The sequence below is a fragment of the Rhodopila sp. genome (genome assembly GCF_035548095.1).
Taxonomy (GTDB): Bacteria; Pseudomonadota; Alphaproteobacteria; order Acetobacterales; family Acetobacteraceae; genus Rhodopila.
The window spans coordinates 207,068-224,791 of the sequence record NZ_DASZUV010000004.1 but is presented as its reverse complement, the minus strand read 5'-3'; the positions used below and the strand labels follow the sequence as shown (position 1 = coordinate 224,791).

The 17,724-nt window shown below is 67.0% G+C and carries 18 protein-coding genes and 1 tRNA gene; 6 read left to right on the top strand and 13 right to left on the bottom strand.

All coding sequences use genetic code 11. From position 1 onward, the window contains the following. Nucleotides 1-157: 157 nt before the first annotated feature. Nucleotides 158-3,466, bottom strand: a complete 3,309-nt coding sequence (locus tag VHC04_RS05300) for an error-prone DNA polymerase (protein ID WP_325678750.1) — start codon at nt 3,464-3,466, stop codon at nt 158-160. A 99-nt stretch (nt 3,467-3,565) separates the two neighbouring features. On the opposite strand from VHC04_RS05300, the gene VHC04_RS05295 reads away from it, so the two are divergent. Continuing rightward, nucleotides 3,566-4,375, top strand: coding sequence for a Ku protein (locus VHC04_RS05295; protein ID WP_325678748.1), 810 nt, complete (start codon nt 3,566-3,568; stop codon nt 4,373-4,375). Nucleotides 4,376-4,542: 167 nt separating this feature from the next. On the opposite strand, the gene rnhA is transcribed toward VHC04_RS05295, so the two are convergent. The 6 genes from rnhA to VHC04_RS05265 form a co-directional block, all read right to left on the bottom strand. Then, entirely contained in the window at nt 4,543-5,016 is a 474-nt protein-coding gene (gene rnhA, locus VHC04_RS05290) for a ribonuclease HI (protein ID WP_408903777.1), read from the bottom strand. Then, on the bottom strand, nt 5,006-5,965 hold the full coding sequence (locus tag VHC04_RS05285) for a homoserine kinase (protein WP_325678746.1): 960 nt from the start codon (nt 5,963-5,965) through the stop codon (nt 5,006-5,008). The genes rnhA and VHC04_RS05285 overlap by 11 nt, the downstream gene beginning before the upstream one ends. A 9-nt stretch (nt 5,966-5,974) precedes the next feature. Then, the gene (locus tag VHC04_RS05280; protein WP_325678744.1) at nt 5,975-6,280 is read right to left on the bottom strand and encodes an ETC complex I subunit; all 306 of its coding nucleotides are present in this window, start codon (nt 6,278-6,280) and stop codon (nt 5,975-5,977) included. Nucleotides 6,281-6,301: 21 nt separating this feature from the next. Further along, nucleotides 6,302-6,378: transfer RNA gene (locus VHC04_RS05275), tRNA-Pro, on the bottom strand. Between the two features lie 54 nt (nt 6,379-6,432). Beyond that, entirely contained in the window at nt 6,433-6,921 is a 489-nt protein-coding gene (locus VHC04_RS05270) for a DUF192 domain-containing protein (protein ID WP_325678742.1), read from the bottom strand. Beyond that, nucleotides 6,918-8,018, bottom strand: a complete 1,101-nt coding sequence (locus tag VHC04_RS05265; RefSeq protein WP_325678740.1) for an acetoin utilization protein AcuC — start codon at nt 8,016-8,018, stop codon at nt 6,918-6,920. Before VHC04_RS05265 ends, VHC04_RS05270 begins: the two co-directional genes overlap by 4 nt. Before the next feature lie 197 nt (nt 8,019-8,215). Here VHC04_RS05265 and VHC04_RS05260 point away from each other — a divergent pair, with 197 nt between their 5' ends. Then, nucleotides 8,216-10,102, top strand: coding sequence for a CocE/NonD family hydrolase (locus VHC04_RS05260; protein ID WP_325678738.1), 1,887 nt, complete (start codon nt 8,216-8,218; stop codon nt 10,100-10,102). A 321-nt stretch (nt 10,103-10,423) separates the two neighbouring features. Here the strand turns inward: VHC04_RS05260 and prpB are convergent, their stop codons facing one another. Further along, nucleotides 10,424-11,347, bottom strand: a complete 924-nt coding sequence (prpB, locus tag VHC04_RS05255) for a methylisocitrate lyase (RefSeq protein WP_325678736.1) — start codon at nt 11,345-11,347, stop codon at nt 10,424-10,426. A 329-nt stretch (nt 11,348-11,676) separates the two neighbouring features. Here prpB and VHC04_RS05250 point away from each other — a divergent pair, with 329 nt between their 5' ends. The 4 genes from VHC04_RS05250 to VHC04_RS05235 all read left to right on the top strand — a co-directional run bounded on the left by VHC04_RS05250 (nt 11,677) and on the right by VHC04_RS05235 (nt 14,016). Continuing rightward, the gene (locus VHC04_RS05250; RefSeq protein WP_325678734.1) at nt 11,677-11,880 is read left to right on the top strand and encodes a cold-shock protein; all 204 of its coding nucleotides are present in this window, start codon (nt 11,677-11,679) and stop codon (nt 11,878-11,880) included. A 77-nt stretch (nt 11,881-11,957) separates the two neighbouring features. Beyond that, nucleotides 11,958-12,161: a cold-shock protein gene (locus VHC04_RS05245; RefSeq protein WP_325678732.1), complete on the top strand. Its 204-nt coding sequence runs from the start codon at nt 11,958-11,960 to the stop codon at nt 12,159-12,161. Nucleotides 12,162-12,342: 181 nt separating this feature from the next. Then, nucleotides 12,343-13,284, top strand: coding sequence for a threonine dehydratase (locus VHC04_RS05240; protein WP_325678730.1), 942 nt, complete (start codon nt 12,343-12,345; stop codon nt 13,282-13,284). Nucleotides 13,285-13,392: 108 nt separating this feature from the next. Then, nucleotides 13,393-14,016: a glycine zipper family protein gene (locus tag VHC04_RS05235; RefSeq protein WP_325678728.1), complete on the top strand. Its 624-nt coding sequence runs from the start codon at nt 13,393-13,395 to the stop codon at nt 14,014-14,016. Between the two features lie 123 nt (nt 14,017-14,139). On the opposite strand, the gene VHC04_RS05230 is transcribed toward VHC04_RS05235, so the two are convergent. The 5 genes from VHC04_RS05230 to VHC04_RS05210 are packed head-to-tail and all read right to left on the bottom strand — an operon-like array spanning nt 14,140 to nt 17,686. Continuing rightward, nucleotides 14,140-14,754, bottom strand: coding sequence for an SCO family protein (locus VHC04_RS05230; RefSeq protein ID WP_325678726.1), 615 nt, complete (start codon nt 14,752-14,754; stop codon nt 14,140-14,142). Further along, on the bottom strand, nt 14,751-15,803 hold the full coding sequence (locus VHC04_RS05225; protein WP_325678724.1) for a copper resistance D family protein: 1,053 nt from the start codon (nt 15,801-15,803) through the stop codon (nt 14,751-14,753). The genes VHC04_RS05230 and VHC04_RS05225 overlap by 4 nt, the downstream gene beginning before the upstream one ends. A 14-nt stretch (nt 15,804-15,817) precedes the next feature. Continuing rightward, entirely contained in the window at nt 15,818-16,198 is a 381-nt protein-coding gene (gene copC / locus VHC04_RS05220) for a copper homeostasis periplasmic binding protein CopC (RefSeq protein WP_325678722.1), read from the bottom strand. After that, nucleotides 16,179-16,688 (bottom strand): copper chaperone PCu(A)C, encoded by a 510-nt coding sequence (locus VHC04_RS05215; RefSeq protein WP_325678720.1) that lies wholly within the window; start codon nt 16,686-16,688, stop codon nt 16,179-16,181. The genes copC and VHC04_RS05215 overlap by 20 nt, the downstream gene beginning before the upstream one ends. Then, nucleotides 16,685-17,686 (bottom strand): hypothetical protein, encoded by a 1,002-nt coding sequence (locus tag VHC04_RS05210; RefSeq protein WP_325678718.1) that lies wholly within the window; start codon nt 17,684-17,686, stop codon nt 16,685-16,687. The genes VHC04_RS05215 and VHC04_RS05210 overlap by 4 nt, the downstream gene beginning before the upstream one ends. Between the last annotated feature and the right edge of the window lie 38 nt (nt 17,687-17,724).

Here is a 17,724-nt window from a genome sequence, read left to right as displayed (position 1 = left end):
GCGGATGCATCGGAAAGGTCGCTCCAGCGCAGGCGGCGGGGATGGGCGGTCTGGGCGACCGGTGTCGGGGACATGGTCGTCAGAAGGGGCATGGCCGTCGGGAATGGATTGTAATTTGCTGGATGGCAATATGGATTCGGGCGCCAGTTCGGGCGGGTCAGCGGAAATCCCTGGTCCGCTGCCGCAGGGCCGGTTTCCGCGCGGCCGCCAGGCGCGGGTCGGGACCATTCGGATGGACGGTTTCGTCGCCTCGCCCATGCGGCGGCGGAAAGGCCTGGTCCCGACCCTCATGCCGTTGGCCGACCTGGCGCAGCAGTGGTGTCAGGTCCTCAAGCTGTTCCGCCACCACGTGGATCACATCGCCCTCCCGCTGCAGCCGGCCACGGCAGCTCAACATGCCGGCGGACAGGATGGTCCGGCGCTGCCGGTCGAATACATCGGACCAGACGACGAGGTTGGCGATCCCGGTCTCATCCTCGACAGTGATGAACACGACACCGGTCGCGGTGCCAGGGCGCTGGCGCACCAGCACCAGCCCGGCCACCGTCAGGTGCTGACCATCGCGCCTGTCCGTCAGCAGGCCGCATGGGGTGATGCCGCGCGCCCGCAGATCGGCGCGGAGGAACGATACCGGGTGACCGCGCAGCGACAGGCCTACACTGGCATAATCCTGCACCACGCTGCGGCCGGCGGTCAGCGGCGTCAGCGTGACCGTCGGTTCCGTCAGCTCCGGCTCCGGCGGCCGTCCGGCATCGGCGGCGGCGAACAGCGGCAGCACCGTGTCGGGCAGGCCGCGCACGGCCCACAAAGCAGCCCGCCGGTCCACCTCCAGCGCACGCAGCGCATCCGCCTCGGCCAGCCGTTGCAGCGCGGCATGCGGCACACCGGCACGGCGCCACAGCACCTCGGGGGACCGGTAGGGCTCATTCCCTCGGGCATCGACGATCGCCTGGGCCTGCACCTTTGACAGCCCCTTGACCATGCGCATGCCCAGCCGCACCGCAAACAACCGGCCTTCGCCCAGGCCTTCCTCGACGCCCAGGCTTTCCTCGACCGGTTCCCCCGGGCCTCCCGCGATCGGTTCCAGCGTGCAGTCCCATTGGCTGTGATTGACGCAGACCGGCCGGACCACCACCCCATGTTCGCGCGCATCGCGCACGATCTGCGCCGGCGCATAGAACCCCATCGGCTGCGCGTTCAGCAGCGCGCAGCAGAACACATCCGGATAGTGGCACTTCATCCAGGAGCTGGCGTAGGCGATCAGCGCGAAGCTGGCGGCATGGCTTTCCGGAAAACCGTAGGAGCCGAAGCCCTCGATCTGCGTGATCGTCTGTTCGGCAAAGTCTCTTGAGTAGCCATTCGCCTCCATGCCGGCGATCAGCCGGTCGCGAAAATGCGAGACGCCGCCTGTGACCTTGAACGTGGCCATGGAACGCCGCAGTTGATCCGCCTCGGTGGCCGAGAACCCGGCACAGACCATCGCCACCCGCATCGCCTGTTCCTGGAACAGCGGCACGCCCAGGGTCTTGCCCAGGACATGCTCCAGTTCCGGCTTGGGATAGAAAACCGGCTCCTTGCCTTCGCGCCGGCGCAGGTAGGGGTGCACCATGTCACCCTGGATCGGGCCGGGACGGACGATCGCGATCTCGATCACCAGGTCATAGAGGGTGGCCGGCTTCAACCGTGGCAGCATGGTCATCTGCGCGCGGGATTCGATCTGGAACACTCCCAGCGTGTCGGCCTTCTGGATCATGGCGTAAGTGGCGGAATCCGCCTTGGGGACAGAGGCCAGATCCATCGGGACGCCATGATGCGTCCGCAGCAGGTCGAAGGCGCGGCGCATGCAGCCCAGCATGCCCAGGCCCAGCACATCCACCTTCACCCAGCGCAGGATGTCGATATCGTCCTTGTCCCACTCGATCACCTGGCGGTCCTTCATCGCCGCCGGTTCCACCGGCACCAGCGCGTCCAGCCGGTCGCAGGTCAGCACGAACCCGCCAGGGTGCTGGCTGAGATGGCGGGGAAACCCGATCAGTGTCTGCGCCAGCTCGATTGTCAGGCGCAGCCGGAGGTCGCGCGGATCCAGGTTCAGCTCCGTCAGCCGATCCTCATGCACGCCATCCCGTGACCATTCCCACAACTGGGAGGCGATGGCCTTGGTGACATCCTCGGTCAGCCCCAGCGCCTTGCCGACATCCCGCACCGCCCCGCGGGCGCGATAGCGGATCACCGTGGCGCACAGCGCCGCCTTGTCCCGGCCGTAATGGTCATAGATCCACTGGATCACATCCTCCCGCTTCTCATGGTCGAAATCGACATCGATGTCCGGCGGTTCCTTGCGTTCCGCGGACACGAAACGTTCGAACAGCAGGCCGGATTCGATGGGATCGATGGCGGTGATGCCCAGCACGTAGCAGACCGCGCTGTTCGCCGCGCTGCCGCGCCCCTGGCAGAGGATCTGCTGCGACCTCGCGTAACGGACGATGCTGTGCACGGTCAGGAAATACGGCGCGTAGTCGAGCCGTTCGATCAATGCCAGTTCATTCCGCAACTGCTGCTCGACCACGTCCGGCACGCCGTGCGGATAACGCCATGCCGCGCCGTCCCGGACCAGCTCCGCCAGCGTCTGCTGCGCGGTGCGGGATGGATCGACGGTTTCGTGCGGATACTGGTAACACAGGTCGGACAGGGAGAAACGACAGCGCTCCACGATTTCCAATGAGCGGGCGACGGCGTCCGGATAGGCGGCGAACTGTCGCCGCATCTCGGCGGGGGATTTCAGCGCCCGATCGACGCTGCGCTCGCGGCGGAAGCCGACCTCGTCGATAGTGCAGCCCTCGCGGATGCAAGTCAGCACGTCCTGCAGGATGCGCCTGTGCGGATCGTGGTACAGCACGTCTCCGGTAGCGACGGTCGGCACGCCGGCCGTCCGCGCCAGGATCGACAGGCGCCGCAGCCTCTCGGCATCGCGTGGCCGCCGCCGGATCGTCAACGCCAGATAGGCACGGCCTGGAAAATCCTTCGCCAGCCGCGCCAGGCGGTCGGGCAGGGCGGGGGGCAGGAGACTGGCCGCGGCTTCGGGCAGCAGCACGGCCAGCAACCCCTCGGCCCGCTCCGCCAGGTCGGCCCATGTCAGATCGCAGCCGCCCTTGCCGGCGCGTCGCTTTCCCAAACTCAGCAATGCGCAGAGCCGAGCATAGGCGGCTCGGTTGGTGGGGTAGACAAGCACCGGCAGGTCATCGCGCAGGTCCAGCCGGCAACCGACGACCAGGCGGATACCGGCTTCCTCGGCGCGCTGGTGGGCACGTGCCATGCCGGCCAGCGTATTGCGGTCGGTCAGCCCGATCGCCGGCAGGCCAAGGCGGCGGGCCTCGCCCAGCAGCTCCTCCACATGTGACGCGCCGCGCAGGAAGGAGTAGTTGGAGGTGACCTGGAGTTCCGCGTAATCCGCCATGACATGGAACATATCATGAACTCATGCGCTGTCGAGGCGGCTATCGAGGCAGCTATCGAGCCGGGGGCCTGCGCACCAGGAACCCGACCACGCGGCCGGCGTTGAGCAGCCATGGCCGCGCGTTCCTTCTGGAAAGGCTATCTGAAGCTCTCGCTCGTGACCTGTCCGGTGGCGATGACTCCGGCTACCTCGGACAGCGAAAAGCTGCGGTTCCACGTCTTCAACCGCGCGACCGGCCATCGGGTGCGCAGTGACTATGTCGATGCCGAAACCGGCCAGCCGGTGGACGACGACGACCAGGTCAAAGGCTACCAGAGCGGTGCCGACGACTATGTCATGCTGGAGGACGAGGAGATCGAGGCCGTCGCACTGGAAACCACGCGGACGATCGATATCGAGATGTTCGTTCCGGCGGAGTCTGTCGGCTGGATCTTCTATGACAGGCCGCACTACCTGACACCGGACGATCCGGTGGGGGAGGAAGCGTTCTCCGTCATCCGACAGGCGATGGCGGCAACCGGAATGGTCGGCATCTCCCGCCTGGTCATGTATCGGCGCGAACGGGCGGTGCTGCTGGAGCCGCGCGGGCGCGGCATCGTGCTGTGGACGCTGCGTTACGGCGACGAAGTGAGAGACCCGCAGGCCTTCTTTGCTGATATCAAGTCCGTGCCGACCGAGCCCGGATTGCTGAAGATGGTGACCACGTTGATCGAGCGTAATACGCGGTCCTGGGACACGGAGATGGTTTCCGACCCGGTGCAGGCGCGCCTGCTGGATATCATCGCGTCACGGCGGAAGAAGACGCGTTCGCCATCGACGCCGAAGGCGGCGGAGCCGGAAGGGGAACCGGCGAGCAATGTCATCAATATCATGGACGCGCTGCGCAAGAGCCTCGCGTCGGAGACGGCGCGGAAACGGTAGCGTACGGCAGGGAAGGCCGCACGAAAACCCCTGTCCGGCACCGGTCCCCGTGTGCTGGTCCCCGTGTGCTGCCCCTCGTGTGCAACCATGTGGAGGCGATACCATGCAATGACCGTAACGGGACGCACCCCGTCGGGCCGCGTGCCGTGGGTCCGTGTCGGGCCTGGTCATCTCCCGAATGCCTTCCGGCGCGCCTCGGTCGCCAGGCGGTCCACCCGTTCGTTCATGTCATGACCGGAATGGCCGCGCACCCAGCGCCAATCCACCGTGTGGGCCGCGTTGCCCGCCAGGATGCGTTGCCACAGATCCATGTTGGCGACGGGATCGCCGCTGGCGCTGCGCCAGCCCTTGCGAACCCAGCCATGGCTCCAGCGCGTGATGCCGTTTTTCAGATACTGGCTGTCGGTGTGCAGGATGACATGGCAGGGGCGTTTCAGCGTTTCCAGCGCCATGGCCGCCGCGGTCAGCTCCATGCGGTTGTTGGTGGTGGCGGCCTCGGCGCCGGACAATTCCTTTTCCACGCCGCGGAAGCGCAGCACCGCCGCCCAGCCGCCGGGGCCCGGATTGGGATTGCAGCCGCCATCGGTCCAGATCTCCACGACCTTATCCGGATCGGCCACCACGATGTCATCAGAGGCCATAGGCGCCGGCGTCCCTGGCAGTCAGGTGGAAGCGCAGGCGCCGCCAGTATTCCAGCGGGTCCTTGCGAGTGACCATGGCGCCGTCGGGCGTGTTCAGCCAGTCGTACAGCCGCGTCAGCAGGAACCGGATCGCCGCGCCCTGGCACAGCACCGGCAGCGCCGCCATCTCCGCCGCCGTCAGCGGGCGCACCGTCTGATAGGCGGCCAGCAGCGCGCGGCTTTTGGTGACGTTGAACGAGAAATCGGGCTCGAAACACCAGGCGTTCAGGCAGACCGCAATATCGTAGGCCAGAAGGTCGGTGGCGGCGAAATAGAAGTCGATCAGGCCCGACAGGTGGTCGTTCAGAAAGAACACGTTGTCGGGAAACAGGTCGGCATGGATGTGCCCGCGCGGCAGCTCGGCCGGCCAGGCGGCCAGGATATGCGTCAGTGCCGTGTCCAGGTCGGCGATCAGGTTGGGTTGGACCGCGTCGCCGCGGTCGCGCGACCGGTCCAGCAGCGGCCGCCAGCCATGCGGCCCCAGCGCGTTGGTCCGGGTGGGCGCATAGTCCGCCCCGGCGAGGTGCAGCCCGGCCAGCGCGGCACCGACCGGACCGCAATGCCCGATCCGCACGCGGCGGGGCCAGACGCCGGGCAGGAAGGTGGTGATCGCCGCGTGCCGCCCGGCCAGCCGCCGCAGTGCGGCGCCGTCACGGCCATGCACCGGTGTGGGGCAGGCGATCCCGCGCCGGGCCAGGTGGTCCATCAGGCCCAGGAACCAGGGCAGCTCCGTCGGATCGACACGCTTTTCGTACAGCGTCAGGATGAAATCGCCGGCCGTTGTACGCAGCGAGTAGTTGGAGTTCTCGACGCCCTCGGCGATGCCGCGGAAGGCGACGACCGATCCGATGTCGTAGTCAGCCAGGAAGGCCGTCAGCGCGTCGTCGGTGACTTCCGTATAGACGGCCATGCGGACGGGTCAGTGCGTCCAGTTTTCCAGCCGGCCATAGCGGAAATTATCGGCGTAGGCCTTGGGCTTGACCTTTCGGTGGTGCGGGATCTCGACCTCATAGGTCAGGCCGGCCGTGTCGGCGTAGCTGATCGCTTCCTCGCGTGTGTCGAACGTCAGGCGGACCTGGGTCTGGGTGTCGCCGCCGCCGGCCCAGCCCATCAGCGCGTCCGGGCGCTTGGCGCTGTTGGGGACGAATTCCAGCACCCATTGATGGGTCTTGGCCCAGCCGGACTGCATGGCGTTCTTGGGGGGCTGGAAGATGCGGGCCCGCATGCGGCGACTACTCCGATTGAATGGTCGGGGCGGCGGGACTCGAACCCACGACCTCCTGTACCCAAAACAGGCGCGCTACCAGGCTGCGCCACGCCCCGACCGATGCGGCCGGACCCTATGGCCTGGACCGCGGCGATGCAAGGACCAACCCGCTAGGGTGCGTTGCCGAAAATGCGCTGATGCACCACATCACCGACCCGGATATTCAACTTCGCCGTCGTGCCCGCCGCCAGTTCCAATGTCGCGCGTACCGGTCCGCGACTGTCGATCGGGGCCAGGCTGTGCGGCACGGTGTTCTCGGCGATGGAGCGGATCGTCCCATCGGCGTTGATGAACACCATGTCCAGCGGTACCAGCGTGTTCTTCATCCACATGGAGGACGGGCGCGCGGCGCCCCAGTCGAACAGCATGCCGCTATCCGGCGGCACGTCTTTACGGAACATCAGCCCGATCGTCTGCTGGTCCGGGGTGGTGGCCATTTCGACATCGAAGGCGTGTTTCGCGCCGTCGCGCGTTACGATGACGAGTTTCTCCTTCGGCAAGGTGGGCTGCGGGCCCTTCGGTTCCTGGGCACGGCTGGCGGCGGCAGGCAGGGCCAATGGAGCAGCCAGCAACAGGGCCAGCAGGGAGCGGCGGTTCATGCGGACAGGGCCTCTTCGGTCATGCGGCGGACGGCATCGCGGATCGGTCCGTCGCGCGGCGCGTCCTGAAGGGTGGTGAACCAGTGGTCCGGCGGATTGCGTCCGGCGGCACGCGGATAGGTCAAGCCGCGCAAGACCGCCTCGGCTTCCGGCGGCAGGCGGTCGGGAATCGGGTGGTCGTTCAAGGTGCCCCAGATCAGCGCCCAGCACCGGCCGGTCGTCCAGGGGTTATAGCCACCGCCGCCCAGCACGGCCAGACGCGGCGCGAGCGGGCGGATCGCCTGCACGACGGCCCGATGGGCGTTGTTCGACAGCGACAGCTTCGCCAGCGGGTCTTCCTCCAGCCCGTCGGCACCGGCCTGCAGCATGATCGCCTGGGGCCGGCGCGCGCGGATCAGCGGCAGGACCGCCGTGTCGATCACGTGCGCGAACTCGGAATCATTGCAGCCGGCGGGCAGCGGAAAATTACGCGCAGTGCCCCCGGCGGTGTCGGCCGCCAGACCGGTGAAGGGCCAGCGGCCGGCCTCATGCAAGGAGATCGTCAGCACGCGCCGATCGCCATGAAACGCGTCCTGCACCCCGTCGCCATGGTGCGCGTCGATGTCCAGGTAGACGATGTTGTCGAACCCATGATCCAGCCAGGTGAGCAGGCCCAGCACGGGATCATTGAGGAAGCAGAACCCTGCGGCCCGGTCCGCCCGGCCGTGATGCGTGCCGCCGCCGGGGCAGTGGGCGATGCCGCGCTCGGCGGTCAGGCGTGCGGCGAGCATGACGCCCCCGGCCGAGATGGCGGGGCGGCTGAAGACCTCCCGATAGACCGGGTTGCCGTCGGCATTGATGCGGAAGCGGTCGCGGACGGACGGCGTCACCGCCTGGTCGCGCTCCGCCTGGCGCAGCGCGGCGACGTAGGCGGGATCGTGGAAACGGGTAAGCTGTGCCTCGGTCGCCATCGGCGCGTTTCGAAAGACGTCGTCCGGCAGCCAGCCCAGGGCGCGGCACAGATCCGTGCAGACGGAGACGCGCGGCACCGCCAGCGGATGCTTCCCGCCGTAGCTGGAGCGGCGATAGATGTCGTTGCTGATATAGAGCGGTGTCATCCGGCTGGCGTGGCGGCGGGCTGTTACGCATGCCCGGCCCCAGCGTCCCAGGCAAGCCCACGGGATGCAAGCCCACTGGATGCGACCCCACTGGATGCGACCCCACTGGCCGAATTTGCCGGTGGCCGGGAACCCCGATAGCACTGGGTGGCGAAACGTCGGCTGATTGTCGCCGCCGTCCAGGAACAAGGACAACCATGACCGAACCTGCAGCGGGCAGCGCCGCCCGTCCGCCGCTCCGTGCGCCCGAATGCGCGCATGCCGTACTGCACGACGTGATGGTGACGATGCGTGACGGCACGCGCCTCGCGACCGACATTTACCTGCCCGCCGCCGACGGCGCGATCCGGCCCGGCCGCTGGCCGGTGGTGCTGGAGCGCACGCCCTATGACAAGGCGCGCAGCCAGACCAACACCCCCGACGGCGCGTTCTGGGCCAGGCGTGGCTATGCCTGCGTCAAGCAGGACTGCCGTGGGCGCTTCGGATCCGAGGGTGAATTCATCTCCTACCCGTCCGAGGGTGACGACGGCATCGACACTTTTGAATGGATCCGGGCGCAGCCCTGGTGCGACGGGCGTGTCGCGGTCACCGGATCGAGCTACTATGCCTCCACGGCGCAGGCGATCCTGTGCCGGAATCCGCGCGGGCTCGTCGCCGCGGTGATCCGCGTCGGCGCCGGCGACTACCACGAGGACGGCGCCTGGTCGGGCGGCGCGTTCCAGTTGACGCACAATGTGAACTACACGCTGGGGCTGGCCGCCAATGGCAAGGAGGCGGCGGCGGATTCGCATGTCGCCCGCGCCATCGCGAAAGCATTGGAACCGGCCAATGCGTTTGCGCTGATGCGGCGAGGCGTGTTGCCGGAAGGCGGGTCGGTGCTGTCGCTCGCCCCCAGCTACGATGCCTGGTACCAGGACTGGCAGCGTCATGAGCTGTACGATTCGTTCTGGCACCAGGACGGATACCGTTTCGACTACAAGGCGGCGGCGGACGTGCCGGTGCTGCTGATCGCGACCTGGTATGATGCGTTCCTGGGTGGAATGCTGGATGCGTTCCAGGGCTACGCGGAGGGAAAATCGTCGCCGGTGGAGATGATCGCCGGCGCCGGCTATCATTCCTCGGTCTATTCGATGTCCAGCGTGGCGGGCGATGTCGATTTCGGGCCGGATTTTCCGATCGATGTGCCGGCGGCGATCCTGCGCTGGTTCGACCAGCACGTGAAAGGCGTCGACCGCGGCCTGTCATCCGGGCGCGCGTTCCATGCCTTCCGGATCGAGGGCGGCGACGGGTCCAGGACGCCGTCTGGCAATCTGCGGGCCGGCGGCTCCTGGCGGTGTTTTTCCGCCTGGCCGCCGCCCGACGCGGTGCCGACCCCGTTCCACCTGGGCGCCGATCTCGGCCTGCATCGGGACATCCCGCCGGCCGGATCGCTGAGCTATACCCATGATCCGGCCGATCCGGTGCCGACGGTGGGCGGCAATGTCAGTTCGGGATTGGAGATCGTGCTGGCCGGTCCGCACGACCAGCGCGGCGACCGCCGGTTGTCGCAGTGCCGTGATACGCGTCCGCTGGCGGAACGGCCGGACGTGCTGGTGTTCCGTGCCGCGCCGCTGGCCGAGGACACCGAACTGTCCGGCATGATCAGCGTGGTGCTGCACGTGTCATCCTCGGCGGTGGATACCGATTTCACTGCAAAGCTGATCGACGAGTACCCGCCCAGCCCGGACTATCCGGATGGCTACGCCATGAACCTGCAGGACGGCATCGTCCGCGCTCGGCTGCGGTCTTTCACCCAGGCGGGGCCGGGCTATCGCCGGTTATATGCCCAGCGGAACGAGCCGCTGGAGCCCGGCGTCGTGGTGGAGGTGACGATCGACCTGTGGGCGATCAGCGTGCTGGTGCGGGCCGGCCACCGAATCCGGCTGGACGTGTCCAGCAGCAACTTCCCCCGTTTCGACGTCAACCCGAATACCGGTGAGCCGTTCGCCGGCCGCCGGTTGCCGCCGGTGGTGGCGCGCAACACGGTCCATGTCGGGCCGTCCTTTCCCTCCCGCCTGATCCTGCCGCTGCGGCAAGCGGTGTGATGGGGCCAGACCGATCCGTCGGTGCCCCATGGCGCCACCGGCATCGGGGCTGCGTTTCGATGGTTGCCGTCCCGTCATGGTCGCGCCTGGCACGGCCACCCGCGGCCTTCGCGGAAAAGCGGCCCTGGCCCGGAGGCGAGGGCGCGGATGGGTGATCGGCAGCCGGAAGCGGCAGGCCGCGCCGGGCACGTTCCCGAGCGGCGGCGGGAAAATGACGGTCCGGGGGCCGTCCGCGCAAGGGGATACGGCCAGGGGGATATAGTCAGCGGGATATAGTCAGCGGGATATGGCCACGCCGCCATATCCGGCGCCGCCGGAGCCCTATCCCCGCTGTGGCATTGCTTCCGGAATGATCGTCTTCACGATCGATGCGTCCAGCGCCTCATAATCGTGATAGCCGATCGTTTTGTACAGTTCCGAGCGGGTCTGCATGGCGTCGACCATGTTCTGCGTGCCCCCGTCGCGGCGGATCGCGGCGTACAGCTTCTCCTGCGCCTTGTTGGCGACGCGCAGGCTGCTGACCGGCCAGATCACCATCTTGTATCCCATCGCCTCGAACTCGGAGGCCGTGAAGAACGGCGTGCGCCCGAACTCGGTCATGTTCGCCAGCAGGGGCACGCCGGGCAGGCGGCGCGCGACGTCCTTGAACATGTCGGCGGTATTCAGGGCCTCGGGGAAGATCGCATCCGCCCCGGCCTCGAGGAACAGTTTCGCGCGGCCAACGGATCCGTCGATTCCCTCGGATGCGGCCGCGTCGGTGCGGGCGATGATGAACAGATGCCGGCGGGCCTTGCGCGCCGCCGCGATCTTGGCGGCCATGTCGTGCGGGTCCGCCAGTTTCTTGTCGTTCAGATGGCCGCATTTCTTCGGCAGCAACTGATCCTCGATGTGCACCGCGGCGGCGCCGGCATCCTCAAACGACCGCACCATGTGCATCACGTTCAGCGCCTCGCCATAGCCGGTATCGCCGTCGACCAGCAGCGGCAGCCCGGTGGCGCGGGCGATCTGGCGAACGAAGAAACAGACCTCGTCGACCGTGATCATGCCCAGGTCCGGAATGCCCATCGACGCGGTCATTGCCGCTCCCGACAGATACAACGCCTCGAACCCCGCTTGCTTCGCCTGGAGCGCGGCCTGGCCATTGTGAGCGCCCGGCATCTGCAGGATGCCCGGACGGGCCAGCAGGGCGCGCAGACGTTCTCCGGCAGGGGCGGTCGGCAGGTCGTCGGCGACGAGGTAGGTCATGGCGGCACTCCTTCGCCCGTCGGATAGCGGAACGGCGGGGCAAAGAACAGGGGCGCCCGTCGGGTTGGCGGCGCGAAAGGATCGCTGTTGGCCTGGCGGTGAGGGAATTGCGCCCTCGCCGATGCCGTCCTTGGGAGCCGTCCCTTGGGAAATGACGGTTGCGACACCAGTTTCATTGACAGTCGCGGCGCTTTCGGTGTGAGATAACACTGGTGCAATCGTATTTTGGCTTGCCTGTCTGCGCTTCCGTGATCGGGTGCCTGGGGATGTCAAAGGCCCGGTTGTCCAAACAGTCGCAATTCAGCGCGCTGCCAGGACGGAGAACGCAAATGCCCACAGGGACGGTCAAGTGGTTCAACACCACCAAGGGATACGGTTTCATCATGCCGCAGGAAGGCGGAAAGGATGTTTTCGTCCACATCACGGCGGTGCAGGCCGCCGGGCTGCGTGGTCTGGACGAAGGGCAGGCCGTGTCCTTCGACGTGACGATGGAGCGGGGGAAGACATCCGCGACAAATCTCAAGCCGGTCTGAGATAAGGACCGGCCGGGGAGGCTGATGGATTGGCCGGTTGTCGGTTCAACCGGCCGGCTAGCTGGAGGGTAAAGGCCATGGCCGTGGGTACGGTTAAATGGTTCAACGCGACCAAGGGATACGGTTTCATCATGCCGCAGGACGGGGGCAAGGATGTCTTCGTCCACATCACCGCGGTGCAGGCCGCGGGGTTGAAGGGCCTGAATGACGGTCAGAAAGTCAGTTACGAAATCGCGATGGAACGCGGCAAGGCGGCGGCGACGAACCTGAAGCTGGCCTGATCGCGATATCCCCAGAGGGATCCCCAGAGGGGGTCGAAGAAGAACCTGCTTGAACGCAGGCGTATGACAGGGCCGCCCGGCCCTGTCATGAACCGCTATACTTCATTTTGTAGCGGATGACCGGTGGCTGCTTTGCTTTCCGTTCTTTGCGGACGGGCGCACGCGCGATAGGCTGAACCATATGTTCAGCCGCTCGGAATTGGACGCCGCCCACGCGGTCATACAACGCCATCTTACACCCTCCGCGCAGATCGCATGGCCGCTGCTCTCGCGGCGATGCGGCGCCGAGGTCGTCGTCAAGCACGAAAATCACCTGCCGACCGGCGCATTCAAAGTGCGGGGCGGACTGGTTCTGGCCGATGCGCTGCCGCCGGCTACACCTGGGCTGATTTCCGCTACGCGCGGCAACCATGGCCAGTCTCTGGCGTTTGCCGGCAGCCGAGTTGGCGTGCCGGTGACGATCGTGGTGCCCCGGGGGAACAGTCCGGAGAAGAACGCCGCCATGATGGCCCACGGCGCGACGCTGATCGAGCACGGCGCCGATTTCGAGGAGGCGCGGGAGGACGCTTTCCGGCGCGCCGCCCAACAGGCGCTGACATTCGTGCCGTCCTTCGCACCCGCCCTGGTGCGTGGCGTCGCAACCTATGCGTTGGAGCTGTTCACCGCCCATCCCGATCTCGACACGGTCTATGTGCCGATCGGCCTGGGTTCCGGGGTCTGCGGCACGATCCTGGTTCGCGACCTGCTGGGCCTGTCCACCGCGGTCGTCGGCGTCCAGAGCGCCGGCGCCGATTGCTACGCGCGATCCTTTGCTGCCGGGGCATTGGTGGCCGGAAACAAGGCCGAGACGAAAGCGGACGGAATCGCCGTGCGGCAGCCGGATCCCGAAGCGCTGCGCATCATTCTGCGCGGCGCGGAGCGGATCGTCACCGTGCCGGATGAGGCGATCGCGGCGGCAATCCAGGCCTATTGGACCGACACCCACAACCTGGTGGAAGGGGCTGGCGCCGCGCCCCTGGCTGCCTTGCGGCAGGAGGCGGATCGGATGCGCGGCCGCAAGGTCGGGCTGATCGCCAGTGGCGGTAACATTGACCTGGCGCTGTTTCGCGACTGGGTCGGATAAAACGCGGGGCGCTGCCTCAAATTCGCCGCAGCTTCACATTATTTTACCTCCCAGTCACGCGGACCTCCCTAGATGAGGGTCCATGAGTGGCAGGATTCGAGGAAGATCATGAAACGCCGCGTCGCTGCCGTTGCTGCCCTCGCCCCGGTGCTGGCCGTGGGTGCCTGCGCTGTGCCGCCACCCGACGGCCCCAGCGTGATGGCCCTCCCTCCGCAGGGCAAGTCGTTTTCGCAATTCCAGCAGGAAGACATGTACTGCCGTGGCTATGCCAACCAGATGATGGGCGGCCTGTCGGCCCAGCAAGCGGCGGCCAATGCGCAGATCGGCAGCGCCGCCGTCGGCACCGCGCTGGGCGCCGGACTGGGCGCCGCGATCGGCGCGGCGAGCGGCGCGGCCGGACCTGGTGCCGCGGTCGGGGCCGCGGCTGGTCTGCTGACCGGCACGGCGGTCGGAGCCAACAACGCGATGGCCGCGGGCGGCAATGCGCAGATGCGCTACGACACCGCTTATACCCAGTGCATGTATGCCTACGGTAACTCGGTGCAGTCGCCGCCGGGCGGCTACGCTGTCGCCGGGCCCGGTTTCGGTGTCGCGGCGGCTCCGGTCGTCGCGCCTACCGTCGTCGTTGGCGGCGGCTGGGGCTGGGGCGGCGGCTGGGGTTGGCGTGGCGGGCCAGGTTGGGGCTGGCGCGGGCCCGGCTGGGGCTGGCGCGGACCTGGCTGGTGGCACTGATTCATACCAGCCGAGGCATCCGCCGCGGGATTTGAAAAAGCGCCGTCGCATCCGCCGCCTGGCCAGCGCGGTTCGCGCCGGAGCGGCGACGTGTGATCACGATGGGCGCCGGCCGGCCGGATATCAGCCGATCAGTTTCTTCAGGCTCGTCGCGATCTCCTCGCCGCTCTTGTCGGCCGCGATCGGGGCGATGAACCTGCCATCCGGCCCGACGAGATACAGGATCGAGCTGTGATCCATCGTGTAGTCGTCGGGGCCCGGGCCCGTACGGTGTTCGGCATAGTAGACCCGGTACTCCTTCGCGACCTTTGCGATCTCCTCCGGCGTACCTGTCAGGCCGATGAGTGACGGTGTGAACGCGGCCGCGTATTGCTTTATCACCGCGGGCGTGTCCCGCTTCGGGTCGACCGTGATGAAGACCGGCCGGACCTTCGCGGCCGCCGAACCCAGCTTGTCCATGGCGTCGGCGACCGCATTCAGTGTCGTCGGGCATACATCCGGGCAATAAGTGTAGCCGAAATAGACCAGCATGTATTTGCCGCGGAAATCCTGATCGGTCACCGGCTTGCCGTCGCCGTTGACCAGCTGGAACGGGCCGCCGATCCCGCCCGCTCCACCTTCCTGGCCGCTCAACCACATGAAGGACCCGGCGCCAATCAGCAGCACGGCCATCAGGACACCGATAACGGCATACATCATGCGGTTGGCCGGCGGTGTGGATTTGGGGCTGGTGCTCATGACGATCTGCCAATGCTGGGAGGAGGGGGAGCGTTATGGATCAGAGGGATGCGGCACGTGATCGTGCAATCCCGTTCCGACAGCCAGGAAAGCGACGCGGGCGGCTGCTGGTCCACGCCGGGCTCATGGGACGCCAAGGAGGCCGCGGCCATGACGATTCCAAGGCCAATCGCCGTCTCGGCGAGCACCGAAGCCCGCATCGCGGGACGCGCGCAGGGATGCCGCGCCGCCAACCGGTCCGTCAACCACAGCCGGTTCACCGCGGCCAGTGCCAGGGCCATCAGGAAGAGCGCGATCTTGATCAAGGCGATCCGGCCGTAGGGTGTGTCGGGAAGGGCGGGGAGGGAGCCGATGAGAGCCAGGCCCTGGGCCACGCCGGTGGCAGCCAGGACCAGCACGCAGGCAAGCGCGATCGGGGAAAAGCGTTCGCACACGGAAGCGGCGTTGGCCGGGGCAAGGCGGGCGATCGCCAGCCAGAGCGGCAGCAGCCCGCCTAGCCAGAGCCCGGCGGCGAGAAGGTGCAGCCATTCGGAGATGACCAGCGCCGCGCTGCCGCCGGCGCCGGCGTGACCGATCATACCCTGGATGCCGAGACCGATTGCGATGATCACGAGGATACAAGACAAGGCGATGGCCGGCGGATGCCGATCGTGGAGTCCCGGCTTTGCCGAAGCGGTCTGGACCGTGCGTGCCGAAGCCGGCTTGGGCCGGACGGGAAGCAGGACCGCCAGCACCAGGGCAAGCAGAACCAGGGCAAAACGGACCAGCAGGGCATGGCCCACCCATGTCTGCGATGCCACGACCGGCAGGGCCGCAAGGGCCGCGCCGGCCGTATCGGCATCGGCGATCGCGCCCGCCAGCAGCGCAAACCAGACCGTTCCCAGCAGCAGCGCCAGCCCCAGGCTGGCACGGCACAGCGTCACCACAGCGGACGTGGCCGGCCGCGCATCGCCCGCGGCCGGCATCACCCACAGCAGGAAGCCCGCCGCGCCCAACCCCGACAGCAGGGCCGCCAGATGCAGGCCCCGGAGGACCGCCACCGCGGTCATTCAGGCGACACGGATCATGGTTCGACCGTGAAGCTGAAATGGCCCGAGGTCTTGTGGGTATCGACCGACGTGACGTGCCACTCGACCGTGTAGACGCCGGGCGCCAGCGGCTTCAGAGGGGCTACCAGGACATGCCCGTCCTGTTGCGTGTCCAACCTGCCCTGATCGACACGCGCGCCGGACGGGTCCTTGACAGCCACCGTGCTGAACCTGGGTTCGACCGCTTCGGAATAGGTCAAGGTCAAGGCGGCGGGCGCGTCCCGCACCGTCGAGCCGACCGCCGGAGACGCGCGTTGCAGCATCGCGTGCGCCCAGGCGGCCGCGGGCAGGACCGCCAGGCCGGACAGGCCAGCGAAGACCGCCGCGCGCACGGTGCTAATGGGGCTTCTGGTCATGCATACCCCCCATCTCCTGCATGCCCCCCTGCATGCCTTGCATGCCGCTCGGCATCGTCCGAGCCTCGACCTTGACCTGGGTGGTGATCGGCGCGGCATGCTCGAAGGTCAGAGTGAGCGGGAAGCTGTCGCCGGCCTTCAGTGGCGCCTTCAGGTCCATCAACATCACGTGATAGCCGCCCGGCTTGAAAGTCACCGGCTTGCCCGGTCCCAGCGCGACGCCGGAGACGCCGCGCATCTTCATCACGCCGTTGTCGTCGATTGTTTCATGCACCGAGGCTTTCCCGATCGGCGTACTGACGCCCACCAGCCGGTCCGGCGTGCCATTGTCGGTCAGTGTGAAGTAAGCGGCGCTATTCGTTGCGTTGCCGATGCTGGGTCGGGCCCAGGCGTTTTCCAGCGTCATGGATGCCTGGTCGGCAAAGCCGGACGCGGTGAAGCCGATGGCGGCCAGCAGGCCGGCGGCGGTCAGGATTGCGGTGCGTTTCACGTGCGGAACCACTCCATGATGGGTCGACCGAGGGAATGCGGGAACAGGTCGTCGAAATACAGGTGGAATTGCGCGATGACGCCGGCGTGCGATCCGGTATTGCGGTTGCCGGGGATCAGCGCCTCGACGGACACCGCGTAGGTATCGGCGGTGTAGTTGACCCCGACGCCCCATAGGAACGTGGTCGCCATATCGTTCGGCTTGCTGGCCGATGACGACCAGGTCATCTCCACCACCGGTGTCAGCCGGTTGATGAACTCGGGAAAGCCGTAATCCCTCACATGGCTGGACAGGTAGCGCAGGCTGTACTGCAGCGACAGGCCGCCGGACCAGCTGTTGGGATTGCCGTTGTTATAAGTGCCGCTGGCCGCGTCATATTTCAGCTTCGTATCGGCGATGCCGTAGGACAACTGGCCGGTCAGCGCCAGCGGCTTCAGCGCGTCGACCGGCAGGTCGCCAAAGCCTTTCCCGAAATACAGGCTGGGCGTGGTGATGCCGGTATCGGCGTTGTCCAAAAGCGCGCCATTGGCGCCCGTGGCGCCGGTGCGCGCGATCTCCTGCTCCACCCCGACCGATATCATGAACTCGTGTTCCGCGTTCACGTACGGTTTGTATTTCAGCGAGATGGACAGGTTGTTCCAGCCATTCGCGGTCTTGTCGCCGGGCCGGGTGAGCCAGGAGTAGCCGTTGCTGATCGCGAAGCCGACATTCTCCGTGATCCGCTTGTCGAGCTCGAACGACAGGTTGCTGGTGCTGCCGCCGTCATCGGTCGGGTTCGGCAGGAATTGGAAGGTGGGCAGACTAGCCTCATCGGCCACGTTCGGATCGTCGATCAGCATGGTGCTGATGAACATATGGTCTCCGGCGAAACCGTGGGCCTGGGCGGGCCGGCTCTGTGCGCAGAGCAGGGGAATGCCCAGGACGAGGATTTCCAAAGCGGGGATCCCCAGGGCGGGGAATCCCGGCCCGGGAACGCGGTACCTGGTAAGGGGACGCATGAAACTCTCCTGAATCGGACGCAAAACGGCCCGTCACG